Annotated in this window: 19 protein-coding genes; 5 read left to right on the forward strand and 14 right to left on the reverse strand. The window is 41.9% G+C overall.

The features are described from left to right. The first annotated feature begins 25 nt into the window (after positions 1 to 25). Positions 26 to 469: a hypothetical protein gene (locus tag ABTP35_RS00640; RefSeq protein WP_293294816.1), complete on the forward strand. Its 444-nt coding sequence runs from the start codon at positions 26 to 28 to the stop codon at positions 467 to 469. Positions 470 to 535: 66 nt separating this feature from the next. On the opposite strand, the gene trxB is transcribed toward ABTP35_RS00640, so the two are convergent. The 12 genes from trxB to ABTP35_RS00700 all read right to left on the reverse strand — a co-directional run bounded on the left by trxB (position 536) and on the right by ABTP35_RS00700 (position 13,774). Beyond that, positions 536 to 1,504, reverse strand: a complete 969-nt coding sequence (trxB, locus tag ABTP35_RS00645; protein WP_293294814.1) for a thioredoxin-disulfide reductase — start codon at positions 1,502 to 1,504, stop codon at positions 536 to 538. Positions 1,505 to 2,046: 542 nt separating this feature from the next. Beyond that, a complete protein-coding gene (gene rimK, locus ABTP35_RS00650) occupies positions 2,047 to 3,417 on the reverse strand; it encodes a 30S ribosomal protein S6--L-glutamate ligase (RefSeq protein WP_375334339.1) in 1,371 nt (456 codons plus the stop codon). A 13-nt stretch (positions 3,418 to 3,430) separates the two neighbouring features. Continuing rightward, complete coding sequence (locus tag ABTP35_RS00655; protein ID WP_224836557.1) at positions 3,431 to 4,219, reverse strand: RMD1 family protein; 789 nt, start codon at positions 4,217 to 4,219, stop codon at positions 3,431 to 3,433. A gap of 30 nt (positions 4,220 to 4,249) precedes the next feature. Next, positions 4,250 to 4,558, reverse strand: coding sequence for a hypothetical protein (locus ABTP35_RS00660; protein ID WP_224836556.1), 309 nt, complete (start codon positions 4,556 to 4,558; stop codon positions 4,250 to 4,252). Positions 4,559 to 4,560: 2 nt separating this feature from the next. Beyond that, the gene (locus tag ABTP35_RS00665; RefSeq protein ID WP_224836555.1) at positions 4,561 to 5,535 is read right to left on the reverse strand and encodes a deoxyhypusine synthase family protein; all 975 of its coding nucleotides are present in this window, start codon (positions 5,533 to 5,535) and stop codon (positions 4,561 to 4,563) included. Then, a complete protein-coding gene (gene speB / locus ABTP35_RS00670; protein ID WP_224836554.1) occupies positions 5,528 to 6,463 on the reverse strand; it encodes an agmatinase in 936 nt (311 codons plus the stop codon). The genes ABTP35_RS00665 and speB overlap by 8 nt, the downstream gene beginning before the upstream one ends. Positions 6,464 to 6,482: 19 nt before the next feature. After that, positions 6,483 to 7,937: an arginine decarboxylase gene (locus tag ABTP35_RS00675; protein ID WP_293294808.1), complete on the reverse strand. Its 1,455-nt coding sequence runs from the start codon at positions 7,935 to 7,937 to the stop codon at positions 6,483 to 6,485. A 467-nt stretch (positions 7,938 to 8,404) separates the two neighbouring features. Next, positions 8,405 to 10,606, reverse strand: coding sequence for a molybdopterin cofactor-binding domain-containing protein (locus ABTP35_RS00680; protein WP_293294806.1), 2,202 nt, complete (start codon positions 10,604 to 10,606; stop codon positions 8,405 to 8,407). Positions 10,607 to 10,622: 16 nt separating this feature from the next. Further along, a complete protein-coding gene (locus ABTP35_RS00685; RefSeq protein ID WP_224836551.1) occupies positions 10,623 to 11,078 on the reverse strand; it encodes a (2Fe-2S)-binding protein in 456 nt (151 codons plus the stop codon). A 178-nt stretch (positions 11,079 to 11,256) separates the two neighbouring features. Continuing rightward, complete coding sequence (locus ABTP35_RS00690) at positions 11,257 to 12,093, reverse strand: endonuclease/exonuclease/phosphatase family protein (RefSeq protein WP_293294803.1); 837 nt, start codon at positions 12,091 to 12,093, stop codon at positions 11,257 to 11,259. A gap of 95 nt (positions 12,094 to 12,188) precedes the next feature. Beyond that, positions 12,189 to 12,800 (reverse strand): alpha-ketoglutarate-dependent dioxygenase AlkB, encoded by a 612-nt coding sequence (locus tag ABTP35_RS00695; RefSeq protein WP_293294801.1) that lies wholly within the window; start codon positions 12,798 to 12,800, stop codon positions 12,189 to 12,191. Positions 12,801 to 12,817: 17 nt separating this feature from the next. Then, on the reverse strand, positions 12,818 to 13,774 hold the full coding sequence (locus ABTP35_RS00700) for a helix-turn-helix transcriptional regulator (RefSeq protein ID WP_375334521.1): 957 nt from the start codon (positions 13,772 to 13,774) through the stop codon (positions 12,818 to 12,820). Between the two features lie 238 nt (positions 13,775 to 14,012). Here ABTP35_RS00700 and ABTP35_RS00705 point away from each other — a divergent pair, with 238 nt between their 5' ends. Both ABTP35_RS00705 and ABTP35_RS00710 read left to right on the forward strand, forming a co-directional pair. Beyond that, positions 14,013 to 14,510: a DinB family protein gene (locus ABTP35_RS00705; protein ID WP_293294797.1), complete on the forward strand. Its 498-nt coding sequence runs from the start codon at positions 14,013 to 14,015 to the stop codon at positions 14,508 to 14,510. A 33-nt stretch (positions 14,511 to 14,543) separates the two neighbouring features. Continuing rightward, the gene (locus tag ABTP35_RS00710) at positions 14,544 to 14,732 is read left to right on the forward strand and encodes a hypothetical protein (RefSeq protein ID WP_224836546.1); all 189 of its coding nucleotides are present in this window, start codon (positions 14,544 to 14,546) and stop codon (positions 14,730 to 14,732) included. A 45-nt stretch (positions 14,733 to 14,777) separates the two neighbouring features. On the opposite strand, the gene ABTP35_RS00715 is transcribed toward ABTP35_RS00710, so the two are convergent. Then, the gene (locus ABTP35_RS00715) at positions 14,778 to 17,789 is read right to left on the reverse strand and encodes a hypothetical protein (protein ID WP_293294794.1); all 3,012 of its coding nucleotides are present in this window, start codon (positions 17,787 to 17,789) and stop codon (positions 14,778 to 14,780) included. A 277-nt stretch (positions 17,790 to 18,066) separates the two neighbouring features. Here ABTP35_RS00715 and ABTP35_RS00720 point away from each other — a divergent pair, with 277 nt between their 5' ends. Both ABTP35_RS00720 and ABTP35_RS00725 read left to right on the forward strand, forming a co-directional pair. Next, the gene (locus ABTP35_RS00720) at positions 18,067 to 18,837 is read left to right on the forward strand and encodes an outer membrane lipoprotein-sorting protein (RefSeq protein WP_252080043.1); all 771 of its coding nucleotides are present in this window, start codon (positions 18,067 to 18,069) and stop codon (positions 18,835 to 18,837) included. A gap of 56 nt (positions 18,838 to 18,893) precedes the next feature. After that, the gene (locus ABTP35_RS00725) at positions 18,894 to 21,926 is read left to right on the forward strand and encodes a hypothetical protein (RefSeq protein ID WP_293294790.1); all 3,033 of its coding nucleotides are present in this window, start codon (positions 18,894 to 18,896) and stop codon (positions 21,924 to 21,926) included. Positions 21,927 to 22,038: 112 nt separating this feature from the next. On the opposite strand, the gene ABTP35_RS00730 is transcribed toward ABTP35_RS00725, so the two are convergent. Beyond that, on the reverse strand, positions 22,039 to 23,172 hold the full coding sequence (locus ABTP35_RS00730) for a response regulator (RefSeq protein WP_375334340.1): 1,134 nt from the start codon (positions 23,170 to 23,172) through the stop codon (positions 22,039 to 22,041). Positions 23,173 to 23,216 lie beyond the last annotated feature (44 nt).

A 23,216-nucleotide genomic window follows, 5' to 3' on the forward strand; every position in this document is an offset into this window, starting at 1 on the left:
AGCAACTTAAAAAAGGAAGGGCTTTATGAGAAAATCAGTTTTATTATTTACACTGATCGTAGTTTTCCTTGTTGTGGGAAGCTTTACGGATCGTTATTCCAATGCTCTAAGCATTGAAGGAACTTGGGAATTGGAGAGTTTTTATAATTATGATGGAGAAAATGTTTTGGATACCATTGAGAAATCGGATGGTTATAGACAGGTTAAAATGTACTCCAAAGAAAAAATTATGTGGACCAGATATGTACCAGAAGACCCAAACGGCAGGTTCGGTTATGGCTCGTACAAAGTTTCGGACGGCTCCTTAATTGAGGTAATCGAATACGGGGACGATGAAATGATGAAAGCATTGGATACCATGCGCAACTTCACCTTTGAACTTATTCTAAAGGAGGATTCGTTTAGTCAGATAACGGTGGATGAGGAAGGTAACCGAACTTTTTCCGAAAATTACAAGCGGATTGATTGAGTTGCAATCAACAAAAAAGGCACCGAAGTTTCGGTGCCTTTTTCTTTTTTCCACTTTGGGTAGTTGTTATGATACAATCATTTCTTTGCTCTCAACGGCAGCCAAATAACGTTCTGCGTCCAAGGCGGCCATGCATCCTGTGCCTGCGGCAGTAACCGCCTGTCTGTATATTTTATCTTGAGCATCCCCACTGGCAAAAACACCGGGCTTGTTTGTTTTTGTGGATTTGGGTTGCGTAATAATATAGCCCGTCTCATCCATGTCCAACTGCCCTTTGAACACATCGGTATTTGGTTTATGTCCAATAGCTATGAACAGACCCGTTACAGGGATTTCTTCTTTTTCTCCGGTTTGGTTGTTCACTACCCTGACCCCTTCTACGACTTGATCGCCCAATACCTCATCTACTTCGGTATTGTACCTTATTTCAATATTATCAATACTGTTGACCCTATGCTGCATCGCTTTTGATGCCCTCATGTGGTCTTTACGGACCAGCATGGTTACTTTTGTACATATATTGGCCAAATAAGAGGCCTCTTCTGCGGCAGTATCCCCTGCCCCAACAATGGCCACATCTTGTCCTTTATAAAAAAACCCGTCGCAGACAGCACATGCGGAGACGCCTCCTCCTCTTAATCGCTGCTCGCTGGGCAAATTCAAATATTTGGCAGATGCACCTGTGGAAATAATCACGGTTTCTGCTTCCAATTGGGTCGAATCATCGACGGTAATTTTATGAATACCCCCTATCTCGTCACTAAATTCTACGGCAGTAACCATTCCTATTCTTACTTCTGTACCAAATCTTTCAGCTTGTTGCTGTAATTGCATCATCATTGCTGGTCCATCGATTCCTTCCGGATATCCTGGAAAATTGTCAACTTCGGTAGTCGTGGTCAATTGTCCACCAGGCTCCATACCTGTATATAAAACTGGTTTTAAATCTGCCCTTGAGGCATATATGGCCGCGGTATAACCAGCCGGTCCTGATCCAATAATCAATGTTTTGATTCTTTCTACTTGTTCTGACATAAAAAACTTCCTCTAATGTTATGATACAAAAGTAGGTTTTTTGTTCAAAACCTTACTTTATCGTAATATTACGTTTAAGTAAAAGTTGTTAACAATTGTGAATGAACATTTCTCCAAAGAGATTATAGGAAAAGAAAAAAAGGAGTCTTTTTCAAGACTCCTTAACACAAAAAAAAGTAGGTCAAATTTATGGGAACATAATATTTGATCTAAAACCGTTACAACCAAGGGGCTCAACCTCAAAAACCCCTTGGAGCAACGTAAACCTTATAAGAAATAAGACATTAGGTAAAGAACACTAAGTACCCTATAATCACCCCAATCCTATTAAAGGTTTAATCTTAAAGCATATTGCTTTTTGATTGCTGAGACAAACATAGTACAGTCCTTTAAATGTTGAGTGGTATAATTAACCAATGGGTCGTTTGCGTTAACGGATGCCCATTTTCAATTTATATTTGGGTTTTGAGAGCTTAGCGTAGGAAAATATGTGTGAAAAACACAAAATATTGGTTTTCAATACTTTAATTGTAAAATGAATTTCAACCGTTGTATTTCAACTTTTTCTCTATGGTTTCGATCATTACATTGGCTATGTCCTTGCCGGTTGTATTCTCTATTCCCTGAAGTCCCGGTGATGAGTTCACTTCTAAAAGCAAAGGACCTTTATTTGATCGGATTAGATCTACCCCTGCCACATCCAAATTAAATACTTTGGCAGATTTTATGGCCAACTTTCTTTCTTCTGGTGTGATCTTCACTTTTGCGGCGGCGCCTCCTTGGTGAATATTGGCCCTAAACTCCCCTTTTTGAGCTGTTCTCTGCATGGATGCCACTACTTTGCCATTGACTACAAAGCAACGAATGTCGTGGCCGTTCGCTTCCTTTATAAATTCCTGGACCAAAATATTGGTCTGAACGCTTTTAAAGGCATTGATCACACTTTCTGCCGCTTTGTTGGTCTCGGCCAGTACTACGCCTTTTCCTTGGGTACTTTCCAAAAGCTTAATGATCAAAGGGGCTCCGTTTACCATTCGGATCAAATCTTTGGTATCCATCGGGGATTTGGCAAAGCCTGTTGTAGGAATATGGATGTCGTTTTTCGAAAACAATTGTGAGGCGAAAAGCTTGTCCCGGGACCGTCCAATGGAATCAGCGGAATTTAAGCAATAAACTCCCAAGGTATCGAACTGCCTTAACAGCGCACAACCATAAAAGGTTACTGCGGGTTTTATTCTGGGAATCACGGCATCGAACTTATCCAATATGTTCCCGCCCCGATATCGAATTTCCGGCGTTGCCGCATCCAATTTCATATAAACGTGCTCCACATTCAGAAAAACCACTTTGTGGCCTCGCATTTCTCCTGCCTCAATAATTCTTTTATTACTGTACAGGTTCGGATTACTGGCCAAAAGGCCTAAACGCAGTCCCTTTTTCTCCGTAATAAAGGGTTGATATTTTTTTTCGATTTCTTCATCTGTATAATCGCCCTGGATAAAACTTTTGGACGGATCTACCAGGTATCTCTCGTTGATAGCTTCCCTGCCAAGGAGCATGCGGTACTCCATTGTATCCCGATTGGCCAAGGTAAGTTCTATATCGAATACATTGCCGGCAATGTTCACTACTGTTTTAATTACCGGCCTTTCCTCTGCAATTCCCTGTGAACTCTTTACCGTGCGCACATCGACCAATTTGGCCTGACACAAGATGGCTATGCTCCTATTATCCTGAACGGGGTTCACCTCAAAGCGAACCCATTCCTCAAATCCTTTGTTGAATATTTTAATTTTACTGGCCTGAATGGATGATGTCTTTGCTCCGGAATCTACTCTGGCTTTTACGGCCGGAATTCTTAAATCGTCAAACTGGCACCATTCCTCGGTTCCCAATATTTTAAAATCGCTCAAAACAACTATGTATTTAACTAATTAATCGCATTATAAAAAGGTCCACTACTTCGACCAAAATCAGAATAATTATGATCCACTCGAGCCTACTGCTTTCTCTATGGTCCATAATATTCATGAACAAACTGAGGTTTTCCTTGATCACATTGCCTTGTTCCTTTATATTTCGATACCGTTCCTTAAGGTCAAAAATCTGCTTTAATCCTTTGTCCAATCGATCAAGTTCCAAATCTTCCCAAACTACTTCGTGAGAATCAAATATATATAGGTTCTCGGAGATCTGGTTATTTATGTTCAAGACTTTTGCAATATGCCTCTTTAATTTTCTTCCCCCAATGTCCAATTTTCCTTTTTGTTCCAGATATGTGGTGTGTTGACGGGTCTCTTTCATGGCCTGTTCCGATAGCCCCGCATAAAAGTCCAATGCAACGGACTGGGACAAGTGCAACAATGCCAAACGAATACCCTCCTGATTGGTACTGGGCAATATTACTTTATCCTGATGGATCGTGGCTTTTTCCTTATCGGCTACAAGTTCCAAGTCCATGGTCTCGGTAATATCGGACTGTCTCCATTCTTCACAGAAAGGTTTTATTTCCATTAACAATTGTGATATTTCTGCTTCGGAATAACCGAAAAAGGAAACTACACCATACCTGAAAATATAAAGGTAACGTGATGCATCGGAATAAAAAAGTTCATCCCGGTCGCCATAGACCAATTCTTTTCCCAAAGCCTGGTTCCTACAAGCTGGAATATTGATGCTTGTGGCCAGATGCAAAGCGATTGCTTTTGATTCCATCTTTATATAGAATTATAAAACATCTGGCAATTATTCTTCTTCGGTGCTTTCGAGCTCATCGGTGCCAAGATTTGTATCCTCCGCGTCGTCGTTGTCCGAATCATCGAACTCTTCCATTGCCATTACCAATCGCTTGCTCACCTTGATCAGGTAGGCTGTGTCCTCGGTCCTGACCTCAACACATTCCACCACTTCGTTATTGGCGTTGCGATAGGTTACAATATCGTCATCGTCATAACCATCGGGGAACTTTTCCACTAGGAGGTTGAGCATATTGTTGTCCAACTTTTTAAAATCGACGATCACTCTTTTTAAGACGGTTGTTTGTCCTTTTTTCATGATTACATATCTAACAGGTAGGCGAAAATCAGCGGTGCCACAATGGTCGCATCGGATTCCACGATAAACTTGGGCGTGTTTATATCCAACTTGCCCCAGGTAATCTTCTCGTTGGGCACGGCCCCTGAATATGAGCCATAGCTGGTGGTGGAATCACTGATCTGACAGAAATAGCTCCAAAACGGGGTATCCGTTTGTTCCAGATCTTGATACAGCATTGGCACTACACATATTGGAAAATCTCCGGCGATTCCTCCCCCAATCTGAAAAAAGCCAATTCCCTTTTCAGAATTTTTGGAATACCAATCCGCTAAAAATGTCATGTATTCAATACCGGATTTTACCGTGCTGGCCTTAAGCTCGCCTTTGATTACGTAGCTGGCAAATATGTTTCCCATGGTACTGTCTTCCCAACCTGGAACCACTATTGGCAAGTTTTTTTGGGCAGCTGCATACATCCACGAGTCCTTAATGTCTATTTCGTAGTACTGTTCCAACACTCCCGAAAGCAAAAGTTTGTACATGTACTCATGTGGAAAATAGCGCTCTCCTTTTTCGTCGGCCTCTTTCCAAATGTCATAAATATGTTTTTGCAGCCTTCTAAACGCTTCTTCTTCCGGGATGCAGGTATCGGTAACCCTGTTCAATCCATTCTCCAAAAGGTCCCATTCTTCCTGTGGGGTCAAATCCCTATAATTGGGTACTCTCTTGTAGTGGGAATGTGCCACCAGGTTCATTAAATCTTCCTCGAGATTGGCCCCGGTGCAGGATATAATATGCACCTTATCGGTACGGATCATTTCTGCAAATATCTTTCCTAGTTCTGCAGTACTCATTGCTCCGGCCAAGGACACCAACATCTTGGAACCTTGGTTCAGTTGGTCCTCGTAGCCTTTTGCAGCATCTACAAGTGCGGCAGAGTTAAAATGCAAAAAATATTTTTGAATGAATTGTGATATTTCTCCTTTGTTATTCATCGTAATCTAAATTGTTTTTGGACATTTTGAAGTCTTCATCACTATCTTCAAAGTCTTCGTCCATGTATTCGTTGTTGTTTACAAATTTGTAGCTCAACATTTTATAGTAAAGCTTGGCGGCCAAGAAATCGGATGATCTATCCACCTCGTTTGGGCATAGTTCCACGATATCGAAACCTACCACATTCTTTTCCTTAAACACCCTACGCAAAAAATCGAGGGTTTCGTACCAAAACAGTCCACCTGGTTCCGGTGTTCCGGTAGATGGCAATATGGATGGGTCGAAGGCATCTAGATCAAAAGTGATATACACATTGTCCGTCATCAGATCAAGGGCAGAATCCATCCAAAAGTCATCGGAGATCATTTCATGGGCAAAGAATACTTTGTCCCTATCCATTACCAGGGTTTCTGCATGGTCCATACTACGGATTCCCACTTGCACCAGATTGGTTGTTTCGTTGGCTTCATAAAGTGCACAAGCGTGGTTGTACTTAGTTCCTTCGTACTCTTTTCGTAAATCGGCGTGCGCATCGATTTGCAATACGGTAAGGTCTTCAAAACACTCGTTAAATGCACGAATGGCCCCTATGGAAATGGAATGTTCCCCACCTACCATGGTCACGAACTTATTACGGTTGATGTATTCCTTCACGGTCTTGTGAACTGCTTCGACCATGACATCAGGTGAATCAAATTCTCCCATGGGTTCTGCCAGATAGATCCCTTGTTTGTAAACCTCGCTATCAGTTTCAATATCGTAGATCTCCATATTTTCCGAGGCTTCCAAGAAGGCATCGGGACCTTTGTCCGCGCCTTTGCCCCAAGTACTGGTACCATCATACGGAACTGGTAACAATACTACTCTTGCCTTGTCCGGCGAGCCGTATTCCTTTGGAATACCAGCATATGTTTTTTCTGTTTTCATTTTATTAATTACTTCCTTTTCAGTTTTTTATGGATTCTTGCAATTCCTTGTCCTCCACATGTTCAGTGTCGGTTTTTTTGTCCCCATATCCAAGTATGGACAGAAACTCTCCTGCAGTCTGTTGTTCGGCAAATACACGTGTGTTTATGTTTCCATGTTCATCTTTATCTATAAGGATGTGTTTGGGAGTGGGAATCAAACAGTGTTGCAATCCGCCAAATCCACCTATGGTCTCTTGGTACGCTCCAGTATTAAAGAAACCAATGTACAAGGGTTTGTCCTTTTTGTATTTGGGCAAATAAATGGCGTTCATGTGCTGCTCCGAATTATAGTAATCATCACTATCACAAGTCAATCCCCCTAACAGCACGCGCTCATATTCCTCATTCCAACGATTAATCGATAGCAAAATAAACTTCTTGCTAATCGCCCAAGAATCTGGCATTGTGGTAATAAAAGATGAATTGATCATGTTCCATTTTTCACGATCGTTCTGTTGTTTTTGATACAGCACTTCGTAAATGTTACCTCCACTTTCGCCCACGGTAAAGCTTCCAAACTCGGTAAAGATATTAGGCACATCCACCCCGGCTTCCTCGCATGCTTGACCTATTTGATGAATGATCTCGTCCACCATATATTCATAATCATAATCGAACGCCAAAGAGTTTTTTATGGGAAAGCCCCCTCCAATATTTAGACTATCCAACGTAGGGCACACTTTTTTTAGGTTGATATATACCTTTAAACACTTTAAAAGCTCGTTCCAATAATAGGCGGTGTCCCGTATTCCCGTATTTATAAAGAAGTGAAGCATTTTAAGCTCTACCTGATCATTGGGTTTTATGGATTGATTGTAAAACGGAACTATGTTCTTATACCCAATTCCCAATCGAGAGGTATAAAACTCAAATTTTGGCTCTTCTTCGGAGGCAATACGGATACCGATTTTGAACTTTCCATCAATAACCTCGCCCAACAGATTGATTTCCTCATAATTGTCAATAATCGGGATACAGTTGCTATGGCCATGGTTTATTAATCGGGCTATATTTTGTACATATTGGTCTCTTTTAAAACCATTACAGATCACATAGGTGTCTTTGGTGATTTTCCCTGTACTCTTCAAGTGCTCCACAATGTTGATATCAAAAGCGGAAGAGGTCTCGATATGGATATCGTTCTTTAGTGCTTCGTTCAGTACATGTTCGAAGTGCGAACTCTTTGTGCAATAACAATAGTGGTATTTTCCAGCATATTTATGTTTTTCAATAGCTGAATTGAACCATCCCTTTGCCCTTTGAATGTTATGTGAAATTTTGGGCAAGTAGGTAAACTTTAAAGGTGTACCGTAGCGTTGCGCCAAATCGTTCAGATCTATGCCATGGAATTGAAGTTTATTGTCTTTTAATTTAAATTCCTCTTGTGGGAAATCATAAGTCTGCTCGATCAGGTCGATGTATTTTGTTTTCATTTTGAATTTCGTAAAAAAATGTAATTATTGATAGATAGAAAAGGTTCTGAAGTACAGGAGGTACTCAGATACGAAATTCAAAAACGGTATACGGTACAAAGTAGGGAGTCCGTGAAAAATCACGGTTAAAAAGATGTCGTTCTTCGAAAGTCAGCCCGTATATTCGGTGTCTTGATCTCAAGACGGCTTTTTGGGTAGACTTTCTTATCCCCAAAAGCCCGAACATGAAAAAAGTCTTCAAAGCTTATAGGCAATGCGTCCACATTGGGTGAACTCATTTTATGGGGCAAACATAATTAAAAATCCGATACGGCAAGGTTTTTTGAAAAAAAATTAAACACCCTTAACATATTGAAAACAAACACGTTGGATTTTAATTTTAAAATTCTAAAAAGAAATAAATAAAAACTGACCAGTAAAAAACTTCTACTGGTCAGCTACTGAACATTTATTTTGAATCTATATCATCAGCCGACCAATGGCGGTTTATCATTAATAAAAGGTTGACTATAGAAACGTCTTCCTGTTGCTTTGTACAATGCATTGGATAACGCAGCTATTACGGGAGGCAAGGATGGTTCTCCCAAGCCTGTTGGGTCTATGCCGTTGTCCACAAAGTGTACCTCAATATTTTTTGGGGCTTCGGAATGGCGCATTAATCGGTAGGTATCAAAATTGGATTGCTCAGGTCTGCCGTTTTCAAATGTCAATGCACTATAGGTCGAATGTCCTATTCCATCGATCATACCGCCTTCGATTTGGTTTTTTGCCGCAATGGGATTTATCACAATTCCGCAATCAACGGCGCACCAAATATTCTCCACTCTTGGCATCTCACCACCTTCTTCCAATTCCAATACTTGTGCCACATAAGAGTTGTGACAGTAGTAAGCGGAGACTCCTCGGGCCTTTCCTGTATCGGTTCCCCAATTGGCTTTCTCTTTCACCAATTTTAGAACCCCTGCGTAACGCGCTGGATCATAATCATTCTTCTCCGGTTCACCTACTGGATTGTTTATTGCCCTATCAAATAGTTCCAATCGGAAATCCAATGGGTCTTTTCCTGCGGCTTCGGCCACCTCATCCATAAAAGCTTGTTCGGCTCCTGCAATAAAATTGGATCGTGGTGCTCTCCACGCCCCTGTGGTAACATTGGTCTGTAAGCTATGCTTCTCCGCCAAATAGTTGTCCACGGCTCCTGCGGGGAAACGATTTTCAAAAATAAGATCATCGTTGGTACCTGCGCCACGTACATGCCAAGCTATCAGGTTTCCGTTTTCGTCCAATCCGGCTTTAAACCTTACTTTGTACGATGGTCGGTACGTTCCTTGGGTCATATCGTCTTCCCGGGTATAGACCAATTTCACCGGTGCATTTAACCTTTGGGATATGGATGCTGCTTCTACAGCAAACGTACCGTACAACCGACGGCCGAATCCTCCGCCCATTCTGGTCATCATTACATCTATCTTTTCTACAGGCATACCCAATCGAGAAACCAATGTTTTCTCCAAGAACTCCGGGGTTTGTATTGGCCCGAGAAGTTCGGCTTTTTCTGGTGTTACGTGCGCAAAAAAGTTCATGGGCTCCATGGTGTTATGCGCCAAGTAGGGTGCGGAATAAGTACTTTCCACAATTTTTGCCGCTTTTTTAAAGGCTGCTTCCACATCACCATCCTTTCTTGCAGGTACTTCTTGGGCCTTATTCAGCAATTTTGCGAGTTCGTCATTATGGTAAGCAGTGCTTTCCATGGGAGACACCTCTTCCCATTCTACTTTAAGTGCTTTTTTTGCCTGCATGCATTCCCAAGTGCTATTGCCAACTATGGCCACCAATTCGGGTATTGCACCGCCATCCGACCATTGTCTTTCAACATCTTCGGGGTAGGCTTCAAAATGAAACACTTCTTTGATCCCTGGCATGGACATTACCGATTCGGCATTCATACTTTTAAATTTCATGCCAAAGGCGGGCGGATGCACGATCATGGCCGTAAGCATACCTTCCCTATATGTATCCAGGCCGAAAAGAGGTTGGCCTGTAACTATTTTTTTGCCATCTACATTTTTCTTGTCCGTGCCGATAATGCTAAAGTCACCTGCATCTTTCAATGTAACTTCCTCCGGCACTTCTATACTTGTGGCCGCAGAGGCCATTTCTCCATATCCTGCCGAATTTCCGCTTCCCTCGTGGGTCAATACACCGTCTTTTGTGGTAATTTCATCTACTGAAACGCCCCAAGCTTGCGCGGCAGCTTCTTTCAACATATGGCGAGCCGTAGCTCCGGCCATTCGTAAACTTTCCCATCCTTGTCGAATGGATTGACTGCCCCCGGCCAATTGTCTGGTAAAAATATCGGTATTTAAGGGTGCTTGTTCAACAATCACATCTTTCCATGCAACATCCAGCTCTTCGGCAATGATCATGGGCATGGATGTTTTTACGTTCTGACCTATTTCTGGGTTGGGCGACATTATGGTCACCATTCCATTGTCCCCTACTTTTAGGAAACCATTAAGATCGAACCACTCTTCTGGCAGGCTATTTACCTGCTCTGGAGTCATTTTACACGAAGCCAACCAGCTAAACCCTATCACAAGTCCGCCACCGGCCAATCCCGTATTTCGAATAAAGGCGCGTCGTCCTATTTTGGTCTTTACAAGTGTCATGATACTAGTTTAAGTGTTATGATTTAGCAGCCAACTTTACGGCTTTTTTGATTCTGGTATAGGTTCCACAACGACAAATATTTCCGTTCATGGCCATTTCTATTTCTTCATCCGTTGGGTTTGGATTCTTTTCCAAAAGTGCGGAAGCAGTCATTATTTGTCCTGCTTGACAGTACCCACATTGAGGCACATCCACCTCCAGCCAAGCTTTTTGCACTGGATGGTCACCTTCTTCCGATAAACCTTCGATGGTGGTGATTTCCGAATTGCCGACCATGGATACGGTTAGCATACAAGATCTGGTCGCAGTGCCGTCCATATGAACCGTACATGCGCCGCATTGGGCTATACCACAGCCAAATTTAGTGCCGACCAAATTAAGGTGGTCCCTTAAAACCCAGAGAACGGGAGTGGACGGATCCACATCGACCTCTTGTTTTTTTCCGTTGATGTTTAATGTAAATGATGCCATAATTGTGATTAATTCCTTTTGAAGGTAACTAATTTTAGGCACACAATGGGCGGCTCTAAGCTACATCCCCCTAAAAATTAACATTGTTTTTAGTTTTTTGGGGCTTACTTAAAATCAATACAAATAACAAAGGGGAACAACATAAGAAATGGAGGCAACGGTTACCTTCCAGATGCGTTTAGTGTTCCAATTTTAGTCGAGTAAAAACGGGAAGGTGGTCGGAAGGATACCGGGCATCGTCGGAATCACTTAAAATTGCGCTTTTAATGATCTTAAACTCATCCGAGACAAAAATGTAATCGATCCTGCGTTCCACAGCTTTATCAATTCGAAATCCGTTAAAGGTGCCCTTGGGGCCGAAAGCATTTTTGCCGGCCTCCTCGAAACTGTCCTTCATTTCGGATAAAATTATCTGCACTCCCTTGCTGTTGCTTTCCAAGTTAAAGTCTCCGGTAACCACTACGGGATAATTTTCCAGGTTCAGTTCTTTTATTTTTTTAAGGATAAGTTTGGAACTTTTTTCTAGTGCCAGATCGCCTTTATGGTCAAAATGTGTATTGAACACCATAAATCTGGCACCACTGTTCTTAATTTTAAAAACGCCGTACGTGCATGTTCTGGGCAAAGCGGCATCCCAACCTTTGGAAGGGGTTTGGGGCGATGTGGAAAGCCAAAAGGTAGATTCATCTATCAATGCCACTGTTTTTGTATTGTAAAAAATGGCCGTGTGTTCACCACGTTCATCGCCAAAATCACGCCCTACACCAAAATAAGCATAGTCTTCCAATCCGCTATCGATTTCTTTTACCTGATGGATCAACCCTTCTTGTATACCAAACACATCGGGGCGGTAAAAGTTAAGCTGTGCGATGAGAAACTCTTTACGGTTATCCCAGTTGTTCGGGGCATCATCGGGGTTGTCGTAGCGAATGTTATACGAAATCACATCGATGGTCTGACTCGATACCATCAAACAAGAGAACAAGAAGGAAAATATAAAAAAGAAATTTTTCATTGGATGTAGTTCAATCGGTTTATCGCAATATACTTTCCTTTCCTGAATAAATATGGCATATCCCTATTACCAAATGATTATTACTATTTAGGGCCTTACATTACCTCGATGCTCCTAAATGTTAGATTGATTCGAGGCTTATGCACCTTTTTGGTGGGAGGCAAGCGATGTTGCCAGTATTTTTGTGTTAATCCTTTCATGACCAATAAGCTGCCATGATCCAACACAAGATCTACTTTTATTTTTGTGGACTTATGTTTAAAAACAAACTTTCTTTCGGCTCCAAAACTTAAAGAGGCTATTGCTCCATCGGGTTTAAGTTCTTTTTCGTCGTCGCTGTGCCAACCCATGCCCTCTTCCCCATTATGGTACAAGTTAAGCAAACAGGTATTATAGGTTTCTTTGGTATGCTTTTCGACAAGTTCCTTTAGTTCCAAAAGCCCCTTGGTCCATTGCAAGGCTTTTTTAGTGTTGTTGGAGTATGTATATTCAAATGGGCGACTACCATACCAAGCCACTTTCCGTTTGGTAACGATACGCTTTCCAAACAAGTGCACAATATCTGGTTCCCATGCTATGGATTCCCAAAGTTTTTGAAAATAATGGTCAGCTCGGTCAATTTCCATTACCGGGCCAAAATAATGTACAGTGCCATCATATGGCAGTAGATTAAAGTCGGGCGCTATTTGGTCTGTGAACAAATCCATAGTAATTAAACTCTGATCTATGTGGAGAGTCTTTTTTTACTTTTCTCCAATATTTCCAAAACGCGGTCCTTTAATTCCTGGGGCTCAATAATTTTTGCATAATCCCCGAACATTAGATACCAACGGGCAAATCCATTGGCCATATCGCTCGTCATAAACGTCATTTCCACTCCGTTTATCTTTGTCTCTTCGGAAATTAGACCGTAATGTTTGGTCTGTCCCTGAATGTATTTTGCCACGGTTTTGTCCACCAATATCTTTACTTTGGTTTTGGAAACTTCCTTCTTTCTGTCCTGATGTTCTGCAATGGTACCATGCTCCAACAAAAAATCCAACGTAGTTCTCGCTATTTTATGGATTCTATCTGTTCTAAAGTGCCTGTAATCGGTTCGTAGATGGCAATAGCCCAAAATGTACCAAAATCCATTTTCGTTAAAAAGTCCAACAGGTTCTATTCTCCGTTCCGATGGCGTTTCCTCGCGCAAAGATTCATACCTTAAGAACACTTGCTTGCGTTCTGCAATACTCTCGAACAATATTTCCAGGGCATTGGGTACTTGATCATTGAACAAAACTTGACCAGGGATAATGGAAACTTGGGATTCCAATGCCTCCACCCACTCTTTTTCCCTACCCCGTAGAATGGATTTTAACTTGAACATTGCGGATTCGTAATAGGCGCCCAAGGATTTATCCATGAATTGCTTCATTAATTTTTCTGCGGCCACAAAGCTTCCAGCTTCTTCACGGGTAAACATTATTGGTGGCAATCGATACCCTTCCATAATCGAATACCCCACTCCTGCCTCGCTAATAATGGGAACCCCGGAAGCTTCCAATGTTCTTATATCCCTATATATGGTCCTTAAGCTCACATCAAATCGTTCGGCAAGATCCCGCGCCTTTACAATTCGTTTGCTCTGCAGCTGTATCAATATGGCTACTATCCTATCAAAACGTTTTACGGTATCCATTCCCAAAATTGTGTGAGCTATCTCCCAAAGATAGGATTTCAATCCAAGGATGGATGGTCTCCTCCAGCTCATATTTATTCATTTGTTCTTTATTAATAAGCATCAAAACTATCCAAAGGGACTGACAACAGTTTGTCAGCACACTTTTTTTATTTTGATTTTTACTACTGACATAAGGCTGTCACCTACCGCTCATAATTTTGTTCCAAGAAACAATAATCCTTTAAATCACAATTACATGGAAAACACCATTAATGAACAAACAACAGCCCAAGTTATAATTCCAGAACAGTTCTTGGGACATTATCAGGGTCACCGAAACCTGACTCGAAAAGTTATTGAAGCTTTCCCGGAAAAAGAGTTTTTTAATTACAGTATTGGCGGAATGCGACCTTTTGCCGCAATGGTGAAAGAACTTTTGGCCATAGCCGTTCCCGGGCTCACTGAAATTGTATCTGGCCATACCAGTGAATTGGACGAAAATAGAGATTATGGGTCCACAAAGGCCGATTTTTTGAAAAAATGGGACCAGGACACAGAAGAAATCAATACGTTGTGGAAACAACTGAACGCAGCGCGTTTTCAGGAAAACATGAAGCTGTTCGGACAATTTGAAGGTTCCGTACTATCCCAATTGCAATACTTTGTGGACAATGAGATTCACCACCGCGGACAAGGGTATGTGTATTTGCGAGCCTTGGATGTTGAGCCCCCTTTTTTTTACGACCGTAGTTAAGTAAGAATGGCGGTCCTTGTGTTTAAAACATCTGTGAAGAAAAAGGACGAAATACAACTGCTTCGCCCATCTTTGAACAGATTGATAGAGAAAAAAGGTTGCTGGAACTTTGACCTTGAAGATTGCGACAATATTCTTCGCGTTGAATCCCAAAGGCTAAAAGCATCAGTAGTTTCCTTGCTATTGCAGAGCAACGGTTTTGATTGTGAAGAACTGCAATAAGGAGCAACAATTAAAAATCCCCCTAGATTAGGGGGATTTTATATTTTATTGCCCGGCTTTTTGTTTAAGGGCATTAAATTGGGCCAACAGTTCCTGATAACTATCTTTTTCTTCTTGGCCTGGCTGCTTATCGGCACCGCTCAAAATATAATAGAGATAGGTGATTTGAGACACCAAGACCACTTCTGGGTAGGCTCCTTCGGCATTTTTGAGTTCGCTCAAGACCTGTTTGTACTTTTTTAGTTCATCTTCGCTTGCTTTGGCCATTTTCAGTTCCTCGATTTTGTTCTCGACCTTATCCTGTAACATTCTTGCCTCGGACAGCAATTCGATAACTTTAAATTGTAGTTCCTGTTGTTCTTTCATGTTCGCCAAAGACACTCCATCGCCTTCCAATTTTGGATCCATCAATACCTCGAACTGCTTTTCGAAGGATTGTTCCCCGACGGTTAAGCGAGCTGTATATTTTCCTGGCAAGACCATGGGGCCATTTTTATACCTTCTCTTCTCATTTTTGGCCCATGGCCCTTTTTGTTCGAGATTCCATTCAAATCTATTCAACCCTTTTTTTGTCTCCAACTTTTCGTCCATATAAACAAAAGTCATGCTCAAGTTCATGTTTTCCACTTTTTCGGTGGTCGACTTTAATTTGTTGGAATCACTAACAATAGTAGCTACCTCATTTCCCTGTGCATCCAAAATTTGAAGACTTACTCCATCTTTGATATCCGATGGCAAATAGTAATCTATGGTTACACTGGTCGAAGGGTACTCCGGAAATTCCCCGCCCCAGGGTGTTTGGTACCTGTATGTGTCGTGCAGCTTGAACAACACCGGGGTATCGTCAAGTCGTGTAATGTTTTCATCTTGAAGTGCTGTAACCTGATCCAATATCCAAAAGCCGCGCCCCATTGTGCTCAAAATAAGGTCTCCGCGGAACAAAGTAATATCGGTAATTGGTGTTACCGGTAGGTTTTGCTGAAATTTCTTCCATGTTTCCCCATCATCAAACGATATGAACATACCGTACTCGGTACCTGCATATAAAAGTCCTTCGCGGATAGGATCTTCTCGGACTACCCTAGTCGTATGATCCGATGGGATTCCATTGCTGCCTGTGGTCATCAACTCCCAGCTTTCCCCATAATTTTCAGTTTTATAAATATAAGGGGTCTCATCGCCCAACAAATGTCGGTCCACAGCTATGTAGGCCTTGGCCGGGTTATAAATTGATGGCTCAATGGACTCTACCCTGCCCCCTTTGGGCATCTTTTTCGGGCTTATGTTCTTCCATGTTTTTCCACCATCTTTAGTAATTGAAATCACCCCATCGTTGGAGCCCGTCCAAATTAATCCTTGACTTATTTTGGATTCCTTAATGGAGTAAAGTGTACTGTAATACTCTTCTCCGGTGATATCGCGTGTGATAGGATTTCCAGAAATCACCTGTTTGTCCGGCTCATTGGCGGTAAGATCCGGAGAAATAATTTCCCAGTTTTTACCTCCATTGTTGGTTTTGTGCAAGAACTGCGACCCCATATAAACCACCTCTGGGTCGTAAGGGGATACATGAATCGGAGCCACCCTCTGAAACCTGTATTTAAGGTCTTTAGGGTTGTGCCCATATATATTTGATGCGCCAATGGAATATTCGCGACTCTGACCCGTTTTTTTACTGTAAACACTAAAACGGCCCTTACAATTGTTGTAGACGATATAGTGGTTGCCCGGCATTGGGATTACGGGACCTGTTTCGCAACCACCAACATTCATCATAATGGTTTCGTTGGGAGTTGTGGTTGCCAAGGGTGCCACACTCGGAATGGCAATGGTGGTATTGTCCTGCTGCGCCCCGTAAACCCAATAAGGATATTGATCGTCCACGGCCACTTGATAGATTTCCGCGGTTGGCTGATTGTATTGTGTGGACCACGTTTTTCCTCCGTTGTGGGAAACATTGGCGCCACCATCGTTACATTGGATCAAAAGATCTGGGTTATTTGGGTTTAGCCAAATATCATGGTTATCCCCATGCGGAACACTCATACGTTTCCAAGTCTTTCCTCCATCAACCGATTTAATCAAAGGATTGGCATTGGAAAAAACAACATCTGGATTGGTAGGGTCCAATTCTATATTCGTGTAGTAAAAAGGTCGGTTCACCAATCTAATATCATCGGAAACATGGGTAAAGGATTTTCCTTGGTCCACGGATTTGTACAAGCCTCTGTCCTTATCTGGTGCCTCGATCACGGCATACAATATTCTGGAATCGACTGCTGACACTGCCAAATCAATTTTTCCGATCAATCCTTTTGGCAGACCATTTTCCAGTTTTTCCCAGTCTTTGCCGCCGTTTACGGATTTATATATGCCGCCTTCGCTATTTTTACCGCCAGAATCTATGGTCCAAGGGGTACGGCGAGCTTTCCAAGCGGCCGCGTACACTACATTGGGGTTACCTGGCAGCAGTTCCAAATCGGCAAATCCTGTTTCATCCGAAACATAAAGCATCTTTTGCCAGGTTTTTCCACCATCGATGGTTTTGTAAATACCTCGCTCCTCGTTGGAACGGAATGCATTGCCAATAGCGGCCACCCAAACAATATTACTATTGGTCGGATCAATTTCAACTGCCCCGATCTGTCCGGCATTTTCCAATCCAATATGTTCCCAGGTCTTACCTGCATCTATGGATTTGTACATCCCCTTACCGGATATAATGTTGCTTCGGATACCATCCGAACCTGTGCCTACATAGATAATATTCGGATCATTGGCCGCCACCTCGATGGCTCCTATCGAAGGAGTTTTAAAAAATCCATCGGAAATATTGTGCCAACTGGTTCCGTAGTCTTCGGTTTTCCACACCCCGGCACCTGTTGCGCCAAAATAAAAAGTTCCGGGCAGCATTACCGTTCCGGTAACGGTAGTTACCCTTCCTCCACGGGCAGGACCAATGGTCCGGTATTGCAACGCTTCAAAATCCTGAGCAAAGGTTGCGCAGGTCAACAAAAAGGCAAACAGAAAATAAAAAGGTCTTTGTTTTAGAATCATGAGTGAGTCAGATAGTTTGGTTTCTTCCCAAATCTACTAAATACCTAGTCAATCTGAAATGGTCATTGGCAGAATTCCTATCAATTCCCGTTGAACAGTAAATACCCAACCCTTTGATAGATAGTAAGAACACCTAACAACCCATCTATAAAAAATCGTTGCGAATATTATTGACAAATTGTACGATCTGTTAATTTTTTTATAAAAAGTCCTCCCAAATGATGTAACAATTCACCTACCTTTAATACTTATGGTTATCAAACATTAAAACTTAAAGATGAAAACACTAAAAATCACCATTGCACTGATTGCTTTTGCCCTGACTATGCCACTACAGGCGCAAACTGCCGATGAAATATTGGAAAACTATTTTGAGAATACCGGTGGACTTGATGCGTGGAAAAGCATTGAAGGAATGAAAATGACCGCTAAAGTTAACCAGGGCGGAATGGAAATACCCTTGGAAATCTATAATTTGAAAGATGGTCGTCAAATGACAAAGATTACATTCCAAGGCAACACTATCAAACAAGGAGTTTTTGATGGAGAGACCCTTTGGAGTCACAATTTCATGACCATGAAGGCAGAAAAATCCGATGCGGAATCTACTTCCAATTTTAAATTGAACACCAATGACTTTCCCGATTCCTTTATCGATTACAAAGAAAAAGGGTATACAGTGGAGCTCCTTGGAAAAGAAACCATTGATGGTGCCGAAACCTTTAAAATAAAATTGGTAAAAGAACCTGTTACGATCGATGGCAACCAAGAAGAAGACATTTCTTATTATTTCTTTGATGTGGACAACTTTGTGCCCATTGCCATACATTCCGAAATTAAATCGGGACCCGCCAAAGGTCAAATTAGCGAAATTACCATGAGCGACTATCAAGAAGTGGATGGAATGTACTTTGCCTTTTCCATGACGCAAGGAGTAAAAGATGGTCAATCACAACCCATTACCATTGACGCTATCGAACTCAATCCTACCATCGATGATGCTGAGTTTGCTTTCCCAGAAGAAGTAGGCGAGACCGAGAAAAAATAAAAATCAAAACTTAAGGCCCTATTTTGTTCAGGGCCTTTTTTTTAACCTTATACAACATGAAAAAACTACGTTTTGCATTGACCGTTTTCGCGGTCGGCTTTATTTCCTTGGGGTACGCTCAAACCTTGGATGATATTGATGGAAAGGCCCTTTTCGGAGACTTGTCCGCAAGGCATATTGGACCCGCCTTAATGAGTGGCCGTATCAACGACATGGAAGCACACCCTACCAACAGTAGGATCGTCTATGCAGGTACCGCCGGTGGAGGAGTATGGAAATCGAATGACGCAGGCACTACGTTCAATCCCATATTCGACGATTACTGCCAATCCATAGGTGCAGTGGCATTGGATCCAAACGATCCGGATAAGACCATTTATGTTGGAACCGGCGAAACTTGGACCAGAAACAGCGTTTCTGTTGGCGATGGACTCTATAAAACCACAGATGGGGGTGCCAACTGGAACAAAATAGGGTTCGAAAAATCCGAACGTATTGCCAACATTATCGTTAATCCGAACAACTCGCAAGAAATATATGTTGGAGTACTTGGCGCTCTTTGGGGCGATAGTGAGGAGCGGGGTGTTTTTAAATCCTCCGATGGGGGTGCCACTTGGGAGAAACTTTTATATGTAGACCCAAAAACCGGTTGCGCCGACCTAGCAATGGACCCAACCGACCCAAATGTACTTTATGCGTCCATGTGGGAATTTCGTAGAACTGGTTGGTCCTTTGAGTCCGGCGGTGATAAAAGTGCTCTTTATAAATCTACCGATGGCGGAAAAACTTGGAATAAAATCCACAATGGTTTTCCAAAGGGAAAATTGGGCAGATTGGCCATTGCAGTCGCACCTTCAAATCCCAAAGTGCTCTATACCGTGATCGAAGCGGAAAAAGACGAACGCAAAGGCTTGTACCGCAGTAACGATGCCGGTGCCTCTTGGGAGCAATTGAACAACGACTTTGGAATTACGGTCAGACCATTCTATTTTTCGAGAATTGTTGTGGACCCACAAAACGAAGATGTTGTTGTCAAGGGCGGTCTTAGTGGTTCCATCTCACGAGATGGCGGAAAAACCTTTAAGAATCTCGGAAACATGCACTCCGATATTCATGATATTGTATTTAGCATCAAAGATTCCGGTATTATGTATGTAGGTACGGATGGTGGAGTTTATCGCACCTGGGACGGTGGCACAACTATGGAAATAGTTGAAAATTTGCCACTTTCCCAATTTTATCACATAAGTGTGGACGATGCCGAACCCTACAATATATACGGAGGATTGCAGGACAATGGTAGCTGGTGGGGACCTTCCTCTTCCCCTGGTGGAGTTGAGGCACGTGACTGGAACTCTGTTGGAGCCGGAGATGGTTTCCGTGTGTTGAAGCACCCGACCAAACCCATTATTTATTCGGAAATGCAGGGAGCGGAAAATGTTTGGCGAATCGATACCGAACGACAATTGACCAAGACCATTCAACCCCTTCCCGCAAGCGAAGACCAAAAACTAAGATGGAACTGGAACGCGCCAATGGCGATCAGTACCCATCAACCGGACCGATTTTATATGGGCAGCCAATACCTTCATAAATCGGAGGACATGGGAGATACCTGGCAAATTATTTCTCCGGACCTTACCACAAATGATCCTGCAAAACAAAATCAAGAAGATTCGGGTGGACTTTCCATGGATAATTCTGGAGCCGAAAACCATACCACCATTTTTACCATTGCCGAATCCGCTGTAGATGAAAATGTAATCTGGGTGGGCACGGATGACGGTAATGTTCAAGTAACCCAAGATGGTGGCAAAACATGGACGAACACCGTGGCCAACATTCCAGGGTTGCCCAAAAATACATGGTGCTATCACATTGAGGCCAGTGTTTTTGATAAAGGTACCGCTTACGCCGTGTTTGATGGGCATACCATGAACGATATGACACCGTATGCCTACAAAACCACTGACTTTGGCAAAACATGGACAAGCGTAATCTCCGATGATGTGGTCGGCTTTGCCCGAAATATCCAAGAAGATTATGAAAATCCAGATCTTTTGTTCTTAGGCACTGAATTTGGATTGTACATAACCATGGACGGCGGAAAAAATTGGAAAAAATTTACAAACAATATGCCCTCGGTCGCAGTCCACTATATTGAACTGCACAAAAAGACCAACGATTTAGTAATGGGAACACATGGAAGAGGTGTTATAATTATAGATGATATTTCTCCACTAAGGAGCATAAACAACGATGTACTGACCAAAAACCTACATTTTTTCGATACGCCCGATACCCAAATAAGCGAAACCAGCTCATTTGGTGGAAATTTTGGGACAGAAACACAATTCGTTGGCAATAGCAAAACAAAAGATGTTCAGATTAAGTATTACTTAAAAAAGAGACACACTTTTGGAAAAATGACGATGGTCATTGAAGATATGGAAGGGAACCAAATTGCAGAGCTAGGTCCAGGTAAGTCCAAAGGAATAAATGTGGTAAATTGGAACTACACTCGAAAAACACCGAAAGTAGCAAAAGGAAAAACCTTTAGCTTCGGAGGTTTCACGGCACCACAGGTCCCAGCGGGTACTTACAAGGCCGTTATAACAAAAGGTAAAGAAACTTTTGAGCATACGTTCAACTTAGTGAACGACAAGAATTCGCCTTTATCGGCCAAAGATCGCGAACTTAAAGAGGCCACCACCATGAAGTTGTACAACATGACCCAAGAGCTCGCCTATTTGGTCTACGAGTTGGACCAAATTGTAGAAAACGCTGCCACAACGGGCGATAAAAAAACCAAGGAAAAGTTAAACAACCTCAAGGAAACCTTGGTGATTACTACCGGCGACAACTATGTTGGTGCCGCCGAGCCACAATTGCGCGAGCGTATGGCCGACCTTTACAGTAAGGTGGCCTCGAGCTACGATAAACCTTCTGCTGCAGAACTTAAAAACTTTGAGGTGATAACCGAAAGGTTCAATAATGCAAAAAAAGAATTTGCCAAATTGAAGGACAAGTATCTAAAAAAACAAGAACTAGCACTTATGTCCTTTGAAGATTTCCTGGAAAGCAAATAAAATGCTTTTCACTACAGAAAAGAGCCGCATAGTTATGCGGCTCTTTTTTTTATGGCCAAATCAACGTCATATACATCTTAAACAAGATTCTTAACAACGTAATCGGTGTGAATTATTTGTACTTTATGGACAACTGACCCAATTGCCATAGAATCTTGATGGAATCCTTCATGGACAATTTAGAACCATCTGCATGTATCCATCTTTTTAAAGGCTGCTCACAAATTAAAGATGTTGCTTTTTCCCTTCCATACGTTTTTCCCATTCTTTTAAAAATTTCCACATCGAACAACCATCTTGTTTTAAATGGTTTGTTGAAAACCGATTTTACTGTATTCGGACGCATTACCTTGGCACCACATTGAGTATCCTTAAAAGGCATACCCAAGATTTTTTGAATAATCAGGTTAATCGTCTTGCTAATGATTTTTCTGGCAGATTCCTTGGTTATATCAGCCCCCATTCTACTAATTCGGGAACCACTAACAATATCAAAATTAGAACCTTCGATGGTACGAACCAATTCATCAAAATCAGCGAAATCTGTAGAGAGATCTGCATCCAAGTAACCTAAGTAATCGAATTGGTCGTCTTTGGCCAAGTGCAACATTCCTTGGCGAACTGCTTCCGCCTTTCCCCCGTTCACTTTACAATCGAAAATACTGATGGCTTCTTCGTTACCTCTTCTTATTTCTTCCAAAACCTCAAGAGTGTTGTCCGTACTTCCATCATTAACAAAGCAAAGGTGATAACCTGGATGTTTCTTTGCAAAATCCTGGAATTCCTTTCCAGAAAGTCTTTCCGCTTCGTTGTAACATGGAATTACTACACCCACGCAGTTTTTCTGGATTTTCTGGGTTGTATTTCCTTTTTGATTGAACACGATCGATGGAGCTCCAATAGTACGTTTTACGCGAGCTACCATTTCGTCCAAACTGATAGGCTTTTTCATATAATCGTAAATCCCAAGTTCGAAACCTTTCAGGATTACTTCCTCATCATCATTTCCCGACATTACCAATATCGGCGTATTCATATTGATTTCTTTTATTTTGGCGATTACATCCAAACCCGACATTTCCGGCATGTTCATGTCCAAGATCACTAAATCAGGGTTGAACGCTTCAAAAATTTGGATTCCTTCTTTTCCAGAAGTAGCCGTTTTTACGTTGTATCCATACTCGATTAATTTTCTTTGAACCGAAAGTAGGATTAGTTGCTGATCGTCTATTGCTAAAATTTTCATAGGTTAAGTTTTAGGTTTTTGAACAATTTCTGAAGCAAATCTAT

The sequence above is a fragment of the Flagellimonas alginilytica genome (genome assembly GCF_042134605.1).
GTDB classification, from domain to species: domain Bacteria; phylum Bacteroidota; class Bacteroidia; order Flavobacteriales; family Flavobacteriaceae; genus Flagellimonas; species Flagellimonas alginolytica.